14 protein-coding genes are annotated in these 12,707 nt (G+C 64.4%); all 14 read left to right on the forward strand.

Annotated features, from left to right (window positions below; translation table 11 throughout):
• Nucleotides 1-160: 160 nt before the first annotated feature.
• Nucleotides 161-2,218, forward strand: a complete 2,058-nt coding sequence (locus tag KI611_RS16200) for a TonB-dependent receptor (protein ID WP_226416682.1) — start codon at nt 161-163, stop codon at nt 2,216-2,218.
• Nucleotides 2,218-3,237 carry an ABC transporter substrate-binding protein gene (locus KI611_RS16205; protein ID WP_226416683.1) on the forward strand — a complete coding sequence of 340 codons (1,020 nt, stop codon included), beginning with the start codon at nt 2,218-2,220 and terminating at the stop codon, nt 3,235-3,237. The genes KI611_RS16200 and KI611_RS16205 overlap by 1 nt, the downstream gene beginning before the upstream one ends.
• On the forward strand, nt 3,234-4,055 hold the full coding sequence (locus KI611_RS16210) for an ABC transporter permease (protein ID WP_226416684.1): 822 nt from the start codon (nt 3,234-3,236) through the stop codon (nt 4,053-4,055). Before KI611_RS16205 ends, KI611_RS16210 begins: the two co-directional genes overlap by 4 nt.
• Nucleotides 4,025-4,813, forward strand: a complete 789-nt coding sequence (locus KI611_RS16215) for an ABC transporter ATP-binding protein (protein WP_226416685.1) — start codon at nt 4,025-4,027, stop codon at nt 4,811-4,813. The genes KI611_RS16210 and KI611_RS16215 overlap by 31 nt, the downstream gene beginning before the upstream one ends.
• Nucleotides 4,814-4,848: 35 nt before the next feature.
• Nucleotides 4,849-6,060: an NnrS family protein gene (locus tag KI611_RS16220; protein ID WP_226416686.1), complete on the forward strand. Its 1,212-nt coding sequence runs from the start codon at nt 4,849-4,851 to the stop codon at nt 6,058-6,060.
• Nucleotides 6,061-6,315: 255 nt separating this feature from the next.
• Complete coding sequence (locus tag KI611_RS16225; RefSeq protein ID WP_226416687.1) at nt 6,316-6,531, forward strand: hypothetical protein; 216 nt, start codon at nt 6,316-6,318, stop codon at nt 6,529-6,531.
• The gene (locus tag KI611_RS16230) at nt 6,515-6,991 is read left to right on the forward strand and encodes a hypothetical protein (RefSeq protein WP_226416688.1); all 477 of its coding nucleotides are present in this window, start codon (nt 6,515-6,517) and stop codon (nt 6,989-6,991) included. Before KI611_RS16225 ends, KI611_RS16230 begins: the two co-directional genes overlap by 17 nt.
• A 78-nt stretch (nt 6,992-7,069) precedes the next feature.
• On the forward strand, nt 7,070-8,425 hold the full coding sequence (locus tag KI611_RS16235; RefSeq protein ID WP_226416689.1) for a DUF2325 domain-containing protein: 1,356 nt from the start codon (nt 7,070-7,072) through the stop codon (nt 8,423-8,425).
• A gap of 40 nt (nt 8,426-8,465) precedes the next feature.
• Nucleotides 8,466-8,642, forward strand: coding sequence for a hemin uptake protein HemP (locus KI611_RS16240; RefSeq protein WP_226416690.1), 177 nt, complete (start codon nt 8,466-8,468; stop codon nt 8,640-8,642).
• A gap of 104 nt (nt 8,643-8,746) precedes the next feature.
• Complete coding sequence (locus KI611_RS16245) at nt 8,747-9,388, forward strand: energy transducer TonB (protein WP_226416691.1); 642 nt, start codon at nt 8,747-8,749, stop codon at nt 9,386-9,388.
• Nucleotides 9,389-9,390: 2 nt separating this feature from the next.
• Nucleotides 9,391-10,134 (forward strand): MotA/TolQ/ExbB proton channel family protein, encoded by a 744-nt coding sequence (locus tag KI611_RS16250; RefSeq protein WP_226416692.1) that lies wholly within the window; start codon nt 9,391-9,393, stop codon nt 10,132-10,134.
• A complete protein-coding gene (locus tag KI611_RS16255) occupies nt 10,135-10,554 on the forward strand; it encodes an ExbD/TolR family protein (protein WP_226416693.1) in 420 nt (139 codons plus the stop codon).
• A gap of 128 nt (nt 10,555-10,682) precedes the next feature.
• Nucleotides 10,683-11,228, forward strand: a complete 546-nt coding sequence (locus KI611_RS16260) for an iron transporter (RefSeq protein ID WP_226416694.1) — start codon at nt 10,683-10,685, stop codon at nt 11,226-11,228.
• A gap of 2 nt (nt 11,229-11,230) precedes the next feature.
• Entirely contained in the window at nt 11,231-12,706 is a 1,476-nt protein-coding gene (locus tag KI611_RS16265; protein ID WP_226416695.1) for a carbohydrate porin, read from the forward strand.
• Nucleotide 12,707: the final 1 nt, after the last annotated feature.

Raw genomic sequence — 12,707 nt, forward strand, 5'->3', positions numbered from 1 at the left:
TACCGGTTTCGGGCAATCGCCCGCAAGCAACGAGCCGCGAGAAACCTGACTTCGATCAAATTAATAATCATTCTCATTTGATATAATATAAGCGTTTTCTAATTAACATGCATCAGGCAAGCCAGCCAACGCCAGCCAGCCGTACCTACTGGAGTGATTCATGGACTTGCCTCGTCTCAGCCCTGTCGCGATTGCCCTGCTGATCGCATTTTCCGCAGCCAATGCCGAGGAAAGCTCACTTTCTGCGGTAAACGTGACCGCCAAGGGCTATTCCACCACCGATCTTGAAACACCGCTGTCGACGACGACGCTCGACCGGGAAGAAATCACCCGCCGGGGCGCCGGCAATGTCGGCGACGCATTGCGTGGCGAACCGGGCATCGCCATTTCGAACGACAGCGCCCAGGGGCAGAATCCGGTGATTCGCGGCCTCGGCAAGGAAAGCACGGTGCTGCTGGTCGATGGCATGCGTTTCAATTCGGCGCAGCCGGCCGGGGCCATCGCCTCCTTCATGACCCTCGGCCTGGCCGAACGGGTTGAAGTGGTCAAGGGCGGCGCTTCGGTACTCTACGGCACCGGCGCACTGGGCGGCGCGATCAACGTCCTGCTGCCGCAGGCGAAATTCGTTTCCGGCCTGGGCGTCGAAGCTGGCGCCAGTTACGACAGCGCCAGCCAGGGCATGCGCGGCACGGCCGTAATCAACGCCAGCACCGGCGACCACGCGCTGATGCTCGGGGCCTCGCTGGCCCGCATCGATGACTACCGATCGCCGGACGGCAAGGTTGGCCGCACCGGCTACGACTCGAACGCCTTCATCGGCCAGTACCGTTTCCGCATCGATGCCCAGCAGCAACTGCGCCTGTCGCTGCAGCAGCACAAGGACGAGGATGTCTGGTATCCCGGTTCGAGCCGGCCGCATGCCAGTCCGCTGGTCGGCAGCACCACCGTTCATTCGCCGGAGCAGGAACGGCGCTTGCTGGAACTCGGTTATAGCCGCAAAGGGACTGGCGACACGCCACTAAACCTCGATCTGCGGGTTTACCGTCAGGAGATGGAACGCAGCATTTATTCCTGGGCCAACAAACTGAACCGCGACATCGTCACCAACAGCGTCACCTTCGAGACCAATGGCCTGGATGCCAAGGCCGACTGGCTGCTCCATCCGCAGCATCTTGTCTCGTTCGGTCTCAATGCCTGGGAGATGTCCGGCAACCCGGATCGCTACATGGCCAGCGGCGCACCATTCACCACGCTGAGCGCCAACAACCCTTTCCAGAACGCCCGCATCGAGGCACTCGGTTTCTATGCCCAAGACGATATGCGCTTCGGCAAACTCAATCTGCTGGCCGGGTTGCGCTACGACACGGTGAAGAGCGACGCCGACAGCATGAACAACGGCGCCCGCAAGACCGGGCTCGACGCTTCGGACAGCGCCATTTCCGGCAGCTTCGGTGCGATCTATGAAGTGACGCCGCTGTTCCGCCCCTACGCCAACTACGCCCGCGCCTTCCGCGCGCCGGGCATGCGCGAGCGTTACGAGTCCGGCCTGCGCGGCGACGGCTATTACTACGCCGGCAGCCCGGAAGTCGAGGCCGAAAAGGCCGACCAGTTCGAACTCGGCATCAAGGGTGCGAATGCGGTGATCGACTATGGCGTGACCGCCTATCACAACCAGATCGACAACTACATCACCGGCCAGATCCTCAGCGGCAGCGCCGCCACGGCGGCCTGCGGCGCTGCCAACGCCGCCAACTGCAAGAAGACCATCAACCTCGGCAGCGCCACAATCAAGGGCCTCGAAGCGCATGCCCGGTGGCAGTTCGTCAACGGGCAGTGGTTGAGCGCCGGCTATTCGCGCGTCCGCGGCGACAACGACGACCTCAACGAGCCGTTGTTCCAGATGCCGGCCGATGAAATCTCGCTCGGCTGGCTGGGTCGCGTCATGCCCGCCGTCAAGGCCGACTTCACGCTGCGCCTGGTGGACCGTCAGGCGCGCGTCGCAACGCAATTCACGCGCGGTGCCGAAAATGCCACCGCCGGCTTCGTCACGGCCGACCTCGGCGCCACCTGGCAGATCGACAAGCGCAACAGCCTGCGTTTCGCCATCAAGAACCTGGCCGACAAGACCTATCACGAGCACCTGACCGAAGGCGTTTCCGGCGCCGAGATCAAGGCCCCGGGCCGCAGCGTTCAACTCGCCTGGCGCGGGAGCTTCTGATGCCGGGCTGCCGTCGCCTACTGGCCCGCCTGATCGGCGCCGCCGCGCTCCTGGCCGGCCTGGTCAGCCCGCCCCTGGCGGCCGTCGAGCGCCTGCCGAAACTGGTGCTGGCCGGCCCGGCTGCGGCGGTGTCGACGCCGCTCATCCACATGATCGAAAGCGGCGCCCTGCAGGATGTCGCCGAGCGCATCGAATTCCACACCTGGAAGGACCCCGACCAGTTGCGCGTGCTGGCGCTGGGCGGCAAGGCCGATTTCATTGCCATGCCGACCAACGTCGCCGCCAATCTGTACAACCGGGGCGTCAGCCTCAAGTTGCTCAACGTGTCGACCTGGGGGGTGCTGTGGATGGTGTCGCGCGACAAGGAGGCCAAGACGCTGGCCGATTTCCGCGGCAAGGAAATCGCCATGCCTTTCCGGGCCGACATGCCGGACATCGTTTTCGGTCTGCTCGCCGAGAAACAGGGGCTGGATGCGAAGAAGGATTTCAAGCTGCGCTATGTCGGATCGCCCCTCGACGCCATGCAGTTGCTGGTTACCCGCCGCGTGGACCACGCCCTGCTCGCCGAGCCGGCGGTCTCGATGGCGCTGCGGAAAACCAAGTCCTTCCCGGTCAGCATCATCGCCCCGGACCTTTACCGCAGCACCGACCTGCAGCAGGAATGGGGCCGCCTGTTCAAGCGCGAAACGCGCATCCCGCAGGCCGGCATCGCCGTCATCGGCCAGGCCTTGGCGGATGAAAAGCTGCAGGCCAGGGTAATGGCCGCCTATGAACAATCCTTGCTCTGGTGCCAGAAAAACATGCTGAAGTGCGGCGAAATGGTCGCCAAGCGCATTGACCTGCTGACTCCGGAAGCCGTCGCCGACTCGCTGGCCGTCAGCCAGACACGCCACGTCGCGGCCGCAGCGGCCAGGCCAGAACTGGAATTTTTCTTCGGCCAGCTGTATGCCAGGAATCCAGCCCTGGTCGGTGGCAAGTTGCCGGACGATGGCTTCTACGGCCTCGGCAAGGCGCCGTGAAGAACCGCAGCCTGCCTCGCCTGCAGCCGCTGGCATGGGCCGCCGCAACCGGCAGCTATCTATGGAGCGGTTGGGGTTCGCTCGCCAGTCTGGGCATTTTCCTGGCCGTCTGGGAGTTCGTTGCCCAAGGCCTCGGCGCGCTGATCCTGCCCTCCCCTCTTGAAGCGCTGGCGACCCTGGCCCGGCTGTTTGAGGATGGCTCGGCCGGGCCTGAAATTCTCGTCACCGCGCGCCGCGCCCTGCTCGGCTTCGGGCTATCGGTCATCATCGGCAGCCTGCTCGGCCTGGCCGCCGGCGTCTCGATGACGGCTTCGATGATGGCGCGACCGATCATCACCGTGCTCGTCGGCATGCCGCCGATCGCCTGGCTGATCCTCGCCCTGCTGTGGTTCGGGGCCGGCGACGGCACACCGATCTTCACCGTGTTCATCGCCTGCTTCTCGATCATCTTTGTCGGCGCCATGCAGGGCACACGCACCCTGGACGGCCAATTGAAGGAAGTGGCGCAGATCTTCGGGCTGTCGACCTGGATGAAGCTGACCGACGTCTATCTGCCGCACGTCGTTTCCTACCTCTTCCCGGCCTGGATCGCGGCACTCGGCATGTCGTGGAAGATAGTCGTGATGGCCGAGCTGCTATCGACCGAGGACGGCATCGGCGCAGCGCTCGCCGTATCGCGCAGCCATCTCGACACGGCGGCCTCGATGGCCTGGATCGTCGCCCTGGTCGGCACGCTGCTGGCCATCGAGTATCTGTTGCTGGAGCCGATCAAACGCAAGGTCGAGTCATGGCGGGAGTTGGCATCATCAAGCAACTGAGCATCACGGCGCTGAACCATCGCTTCGGCTATCAGCGCGTTCTCGAAGATATCGAACTGACCGTCCAGGCCGGCGAAGCGGTAGCCCTCGTCGGGCCGTCCGGCTGCGGCAAGACGACCCTGCTCAACCTGGCTGCCGGCCTGCTGACCCCGTGGGAAGGCCGCATTGCCAATCGCTTCGCCCGGCCGGCGATGATGTTCCAGCAGCCGCGCCTGCTGCCCTGGAAGCGAACCCTCGACAATATCGCGCTCGGCCTCAAGGCCCAGGGCATGAATTCCGTACAGCGCAAAGCCGGTGCGACGCAGCTGGCGTTGAAGATGGGACTGACCATCGACGATCTCGCCAAATTCCCCAGTGCGCTCTCCGGCGGCATGCAAAGCCGCGCCGCCCTGGCCCGCGCCTTTGCCATGCAGCCTGACCTGCTGTTGCTCGATGAGGCTTTCTCGGCACTCGACATCGGCCTGAAGAGTGAACTTTACGATCTGCTGGCCAGCGCGCGCGCCGCCCACGCCAGCGCCGTGCTGATGATCACCCATGACCTGATGGAAGCCATTCGGCTGGCCGACCGCATCCTGGTCATGGCCGGCGCGCCCGGCCGTATCGTTGCCGCGCACCGCATCGAAACGCCGGTCGCCGAGCGCGACGAACGCTGGGTATTCGCCCGTACCGCCGACTTCATCCAGTGGCCGGACATCCGCGCCGCCTTCGGGCTGCCGGACGAAAAGCGAGCATCAAAAGAGGCTCTCCTTTGCCCTTGAACGCAGCCAAGAATGGCCTTCCGTGGCGGGCCGCCATGACCAAAATGCTGAATGGAAGCATCTGGCTCTGCCCCTTCCGCCCCTTCTTCCTGCTCACTGGCGGACACGCCCTGCTCGCCATGGCCTGCTGGCTGGGCGCCCTGAGCGGCCTGTTGGCGCTACCCGACCTGCCCGGCGGCCCGATTGTCTGGCATGCCCATGAATTGATCTTCGGTTTTGCCGCCGCCTCGATTGCCGGCTTCCTGCTCACCGCCATCATCGAATTCACCGGCGCCCCGCCGGTCGCCCGAAGCACAGTCCAGATCCTGCTCACCCTCTGGTTCGGCGGGCGCATCGCCTATCTGCTGGCCGGCTGGATCGGCATCATCCCGGCCGCACTCTGCGACCTCGGTTTCCTGCTCCTGCTGATCAAGCAGATTGCCGGTCCGCTGTGGCGCGACCCAAGCCGCCGCCATCTCGCCTTCTTCCATGCCCTGGTCGCGCTCATTGCCGTCCACGCCGGTTTCTACCTCGCCCTGTTCGGTCATGGCGATGCGCTGGCCTGGCTGTTTCTGGCGGTCGGCCTGCTGATGATCCTGATCATCGTTGCCTTGTCGCGCATCTCGATGCGGCTGGTCAATGACGTGCTCGAAGCCCAGGGCGGTATCGCTGCGCCCTATCTCGCCCGGCCGCCCCGGCGCAATCTTGCCATATTCGCCATCGGCCTTTATAGCGCCGCCGAATTCCTCCTTCCCGGCAACCGCGTCAGCGGCTGGCTGGCACTGGCCGCTGCCGCCGGCATCTTCAATCTGCTCAACGACTGGCACGTTGGACGGGCGCTGTTCCAGCGCTGGGTGATCATCCCCTATCTGGTCTATTGGTGCATGGCTCTCGGCTACGCCACCATCGGCCTCGGCCTGCTGGCCGGCGGCAACCTGAGCAGCGCCGGCCACCACCTGCTGCTGGTCGGTGCAGTCGGCCTGTCGATCCTGATCGTCATGGCCGTCGCCGGGCGCATGCACAGCGGCTACAGGCTGGATCACCGGCGCTGGCTACCCGCCGCCAGCGCGCTGCTGCTCGGCGCCGCCCTGACGCGGGTCGCGGCCGGCCTGGCGGCTTTCGCATCGGCCTCCACCCCACTGCTCCACACCGCAGCGACACTCTGGATGGCGGGTTGGGGCATTTACCTGGCCTACTCCTGGCGGGTTCTCTGCGGACCGCGCCCGGATGGCGGACAAGGCTGCGACGAGCCTGTCGATCTGCGCTGAACGGCAAGACCTGGCCAATCGCTACAGCAAGCTCGCCGAACGCGGTATCCGACGCGCCAGCGACCTGCTGAACGCGCGCCGTCCAAATAGCAATTATTCCTATTTACAAAACCAAAAATACCCGTAAGATAGGAATTGTTCTCATCTATCCGGATATCCTATGCGCAGCCTGATCGCCCATGTCTCGTTCGCCGGCATCCTGCTCTTCTGGGTGCTATCGGTCGGTGTTCCGCTTTAAATCATCGGGAGGTAAGCATGTCATACGACAAAATGTGCGAAGGCGCACTCAGTCTGGTTCTGCTGCATCATGAAACCGGTTGTTCGCAATCGGCCCTCAACGCGGCGCGGTTGCTCGACTGCCTGAGCGAGGAACGCGGCCTCGATGCGCAGACGCGCGAGCTCTGCGAACGCGCCAGTGCCCGCCTGCTCGGCGCGTCGCAAACGGAGATCAGACATGCTGGCCCCGCTTGAAGACCGTTCGCTGCTCGAACGCGACGATGGCGACCCGCAACGCGACCCGCCGCTCGCCGATTTGCCCCGCGACCTCGAGCCGGATGTCGCACGGCTGGCGGCCGAAAACGCCGCACTGCGAAAAGCGCTGCGCGAGTCGCGCCGGACGCAACGCCGGAACGCCACGCTCACCGCCCGCAAGGTCGTTGACCAGACCAACGAAATTTACCGACTCGGCGAATTGAACGGGCAACTGCAGAAACGTCTGGCCGAATACGAATCCGGCTTGGCGATCACCAGCCTCGCCCAGCAATTGATGGCCCTGCGCGAAGCCAACGAACAACTGACGGCTGCCGCCACCCGCGTCTGGTATCTCGACAAGACGCTGTGCGCCGCCCACCGCGAGTGCGAACTGCTGGCCAGGGAACGCGATTCGGCGCTCGGCCGGTTGCGAACGGCGACCAGCGAATTGCCGAACTGAACCCGCCACCCACTCAATCATTTTCGCCAGCCAACCGGACTCCCGGCCAGCCAGAGCCTCTTCCGCCAGGAGTCCAGAATGTCCACTTTCCCCTATCACGTCGCCGGAGGCACTTTTAGCGCCGCCCAGGCGCCCGGCAATGACACCTTCCCCGGCTCGCTGCGCATGGGCCCGCTGGCCGAGGCGCCGACTTTCGTCGCGAGCGGTTCGCGGCGGCGCAAGCTGTGGGAGATTCCGCACAAGTTTCACTGCCCGGTGATCGGTGTCTGTTTCGGCGTCGATGAGCTGCGCAGCCTGATGGCCAAGGTCATGTACTTCCCGCGCGAAACAACCGATTTCGTGTTGCACACGACGGCGGTCGGCGGCTGCGAAACGCGCAGCCAACTGGCCGAACTGCTGCACAAGAACATGGAGAAGCGCTTTGCGATGACCATCCGGCGCTTTGCCGCCAGCAAGGATGGCGAAAGCCTGCGGCGGCTGTGGCGGGAAGCCGCCGGCGCCGGCACCGAGATCCCCGGCGCGCTCTGGGCGAGCTGGACGCACCCGGCCTGCGATGCCCAGCTGGAGCAGGAAATCTATGCCGACATTCACATGATCCAGCACCAGATCGGCAGCGGCGCCCGGGCTGATCTGACCACGCTGAAGCGCCTGAGCGCCGACAACAGCCAGCTCCGCCGGGAACGCGACGAAGCACGGCGGACGCTGGAAATCCTGCGAACGGAAAAGACCCGGGAAACGCAGTTGCTCGACCGGCGGATGGCCGAACTGCGCAGCGAGCTGGCCAGCAAGGAGGCCTGTGCGGCCAACCTGATGGGCCAGCTCGACGTCCTGCGCCAGAGCTTACCCGATCTGAAGGACCGGCAAGCATTGGCCCGCCGCGCCAGCGACGCCGAAGCCAGAGCCATCGCGCTGGCCGCCCGCAGCGCGGAACTCGACGACACGCTACAACGGCAACGCGGCCTGGCCCGTCACGCCGAAGAGACGATCCGCCATCTGCGCGCCACGGGCGACGCGCCGGCCGGTGCTCCGACACCAGCCGCCGAGGCGCCGGCGAGCCGCCTGTCCGGCAAGTGCATCCTGTGCGTCGGCGGGCGTTCCGGCTCGGTAGACGCCTATCGTCAGATCGTCGAACAACGCGGCGGCCGTTTTCTGCATCACGACGGTGGGCTGGAAGAAAACCTGCATCGCATCGACGCGGCCTTGTCGGCCGCCGACCTGGTCATCTGCCAGGCAGGCTGCATCAGCCATAACGCTTACTGGCGGGTCAAGGAACAGTGCAAACGCAGCGGCAAGCAATGCGTTTTCCTGAAAGGACCGGGCGTTTCCAGCTTCGGCAAAGTCGTCAGCACGGTATGTCTGTCGCCCGCTAGCAACACATTCGACAAAACCCCCGAAGAAGTTGTGGATACCCAATTGACAGCAATTCTCAATTAACAAATAATGCGAGTCATTCTCGTTTGCATGTGGAATTACAATGAACACACCGCCCAAAGCCTCTCCCATTCCACCCGCCACCGACAACCAGCCCACCCGGCTATGCCTGGAGAGCGAGAAGATCCTGCGCGGCCAGAGTGCGGTTGAAATCGAACATGCCGGTCAGCGCTACCTGCTGCGCGTCACCCGCGAAAACAAGTTGATCCTGACCAAATAGTTTCTCTCGTTGTAAATCTCTCGTTCCCGTAGCCAGCTAGCCAACGCCAGCAAGCCAAGGGTTTTTTCGGACTGGATGCGCAACGAACCGGAGAAATGAAAGTTATGAGCTACGCCCTTTCCCGCCCCTCTTCGACGCAGCGCTCCGGCCTGCTCGGCATCGTCATCGGTGCCCACCTTGCGGTTTTTCTGCTGATCCTGGCGGCCAAGACCGTCGTGCCGCAGATCATGGAAATGCCCATGGTCGTCGATCTGTTGCCCGCCGAACCGCCGAAAAAGCCGGAAGCCAAGCCGTTGCCGGTGGTCAAGCCCGAGCCGGTACGCCAAAAGCCGACGCCGAAAACCCCGGCACCGCGAATCGAGGCGACCACCAGCAACGTACCGGCGCCCGCCGCGCCGGTTGCCGCTCCGCCGGAAACCAAACCGGCCCCGCCCGCCCCCGCCGCTGCTGCCGCCGCGCCGGTCAGCCAGGCGCGCTTCGACGCCGACTACCTGCGCAATCCGTCACCGGCCTACCCCCCGCTGTCGCGGCGCATGGGCGAAGAAGGCAAGGTGATCCTGCGCGTTTCGGTCAATCCGCAGGGCATGGCCGACAGCGTTGAGATCCGGACCTCGTCGGGGAGCGCGCGGCTCGATGAATCGGCGCAAAGGACGGTTCGTTCCTGGCATTTCATCCCGGCCAAACGCGGCGACGTGGCGATGCAAAGCTGGGTGCTGGTCCCCATCATTTTTAAATTGGAGCAATGAAAATGCAGGAAACAACCCCGAACGCCTTCGGCTTCGCCCACTTGTGGGCGAGCGGCGACGCCATTTCCCATACCGTCGCCGTCATCCTCGCCCTGATGTCGATCGCCAGCTGGTATCTGATCCTGGCCAAGACCTCGGACTGGTGGACGATGCGCCGCGCCGCCCGCGCCATGAGCGCTTTCTGGGTGGCGAGCAGCGTCGCCGAAGGGATCGAGCGTCTGCGCGCCGCCGACCCGGTCAGCCCCTACGCCCAGCTCGCCGAGCAAGCCAATTGCTGCAATCACGACTGCGAAGCGGTCACCGGCCGCCTGGCCTCGCGTTTCGACCCGGCCGAGCAGATGGAACGGGCCTTGCGCCAGCAACTGTCGAGCACCCAGGCGAGCATGGAAAACGGCCTGACGCTGCTCGCCACGACCGGCGCCACCGCCCCCTTCGTCGGGCTGTTCGGCACCGTCTGGGGCATTTACCACGCGCTGGTCGCCATCGGCATTTCCGGCCAGGCCGCCCTGGAAAAGGTCGCCGGCCCGGTTGGCGAGGCGCTGATCATGACCGCCGCCGGCCTCGCCGTCGCGCTGCCTGCGGTCTTCGCCTACAACGCCTTCACCCGCGCCAACCGCGTCATCCTGGCCGATCTCGACGCCTTCGCCCACGACCTGCATGCCTTCTTCACGGTCGGCAAGCCGTTCGTCGCCAACAGCGCCCAGATCCATCCGATGCGCGCCCGTGCCGCGACGGAGGTGGCCTAAATGTCGATGGGTAGCTTCAACGCGCAGAACCATCAGATGCCGACGGCAGAGATCAACATGACGCCGCTGGTCGACGTGATGCTGGTGCTGCTGATCATCTTCATCATCACCGCACCGCTGATGACGCACTCGGTCAAGGTCGAGCTGCCGCGCGCCGCGAGCACGCCGACGCCGGAAAAGCCGCTGACGCTGCAGGTGGCGATCACTGCCGACAACGCGGTTTTTATCGGTTCCGAAGCGGTTGACCGCACGGCGCTGGAACAGAAGTTCCACGACGCCGTCGTCCAGGATGCCAACGTCGAGATGCACCTCAAGGCCGACAAGGCAACCCGCTACGAGTCGGTGGCCGAGACGATGAGTGCCGCCCGCCGCGCCGGCCTGACCAAGATCGGTTTCGTCACTCAGCCCGGTAACGAATAGCCGCCAACCGTTTTTCTCAACTTTCGCTTCAACCATATCCCTCAAGCCAGCCAGCCAGAACGCCAGCCAGCCCTCTCGGGAAGCCAGCTTCAAGGTCAGCCAGCCAGAGACTTTTCAGGAGTCCTGCCATGTTGTCCCCGAAACACATCCTCTCTGCTCTCGTGCTGTCCGCCGCTCTGGCTACCCCGGCGCTCGCCCTCGAATATCCGATCGGCGTGCCGCAACATCGCGCCGGCATGGAGATCGCCGCCGTCTATCTGCAACCGGTTGAAATGGAACCGGAAGGCATGATGAAGAAGGCGAGCGAGTCCGACATCCACCTCGAAGCCGACATTCACGCCCTGGCCAACAACCCGAACGGTTTTGAGGAAGGCGCCTGGATGCCTTACCTGATGGTCAAGTTCGAGGTCTCCAAAATTGGCGGCGACTACAAGGTGGCCGGCGATTTCATGCCGATGGTCGCCAACGACGGCCCGCACTACGGCGACAACGTCAAGCTGGCCGGCCCGGGCAAGTACAAGGTGAAATACACCATCCTGCCGCCGTCCGAAAACCATCACGCCCACTTCGGCCGCCATACCGACCGCGCCACCGGCGTCCGTCCGTGGTTCAAGCCGTTTGAAGTCGAATACGAATTCACCTACGTCGGCATCGGCAAAAAAGGCGGCTACTGATCATGCGCCTCGCCAAACTTAGCGCCGCGCTCGTCGCGGCGGGGCTGGCCCTGCCCGTCCTGGCCGCGCCGGCTGATGCCGCGCTGCTCGAAAAGCTGGCCGCCCGCCTGGAAAAACTGGAAGCCCGCAACGCCGATCTGGAAAAGGAAGTACAGGCGCTGAAGGGGGAAAACCAGCGGGTCAATGAAGGACTCGACAGCCCGCGGCTCTCGCAGTACGAGCCGGAATTGACGGTACGCCTGAAGGCCGTCGAAAAAGACGCGCTGGAGATGAAGAAGGCCGCGAAAATCGCCGAGGGCCTGGAAGGCATCAAGGTCGGCGCTTCGCTGGCCACGGTCGGCCAGCACGCCCAGGGCCTGCCCAAGGATGTCGACGGTGGCAGCAGCCAGCTCAACTACCGGGCCGACGTTTCCATCGAATTGCCGCTGGCCCCGGTCGGCGACATCGAACACAAGCTGTTCGCCCACCTGCGCATGGGTCAGGGTCTCGGCCTCAATGCCGCCTTCGCCAAGCTCGGCCACTTCGCCAGCGCCCCCAATGCGCTGGCCTTCCGCGCCTCGGGCGCCAGCCCGGACGACTCGGTCACCATCCTCGGCCAGGCCTGGTACCAGGCGGCGATTCCGCTGCCCTTCCTGGGCTTCAAGCCCTACTCGCGGGAAACGCTGGAAGTCACCTTCGGCAAGATGGACATCTTCGGCTTCTTCGATCAGAACGCGGCGGCCGGCGACGAATCGAAGCAGTTCCTCAATTCCGTCTTCGTCCATAACCCGCTGCTCGATGCGGCCGGCGAAGTCGGCGTCGATGCCAATGGCTTCCAGCCCGGCTTTGTCGCGTCGTATCTCAACTATGTCGACAAGACCCAGCCGTGGCGCCTGTCGGCCGGAGTCTTCGGCACCGGCGAACGCGGCGCCAACTACCAGCGCAGCCTGACCTCGCCGTTGCTGATGGTGCAGGCCGAGAAGCAGTTGAAGCTGTTCGGCGGCCTGACCGGCAACTACCGGCTCTATGGCTGGAACCGCAGCCAGGGCGTCGATTACGACGGCACGCTGAACAAGCACACCGGCGTCGGCGCCTCGGTCGACCAGCGGATCGGCGACGGCATCAGGCTGTTCGCCCGCTACGGCAAGCTGGTCAAGGGCGAATTGCCGTTCAACCAGGCGGTCACTGCCGGCGCCGAGTTCTCCGGCAGCTACTGGGGCCGAGCCGCCGACACTATCGGCGTCGCCGGAGCCTGGCTGCAGTCCGGCAAAGGCTATCGGACCAGCACGGCGACAACCTGGCTGGACGACAACCAGACGCAAATGGCCTACACCTTCACGCCGCAGGGCGCCGAACAGGTCTCCGAAATCTATTACCGCTACCGCCTGTCGCCGCAGTTCGAGCTGTCGCCGGACTTCCAGTACGTCACCAACGGTGGCGGTAACGGGGATGCCAAGGCGGTCAAGGTCTTCGCCCTGCGCGCCAATATCGCTTACTGAG

This window comes from Dechloromonas denitrificans (assembly GCF_020510685.1).
GTDB lineage: Bacteria > Pseudomonadota > Gammaproteobacteria > Burkholderiales > Rhodocyclaceae > Azonexus > Azonexus denitrificans_A.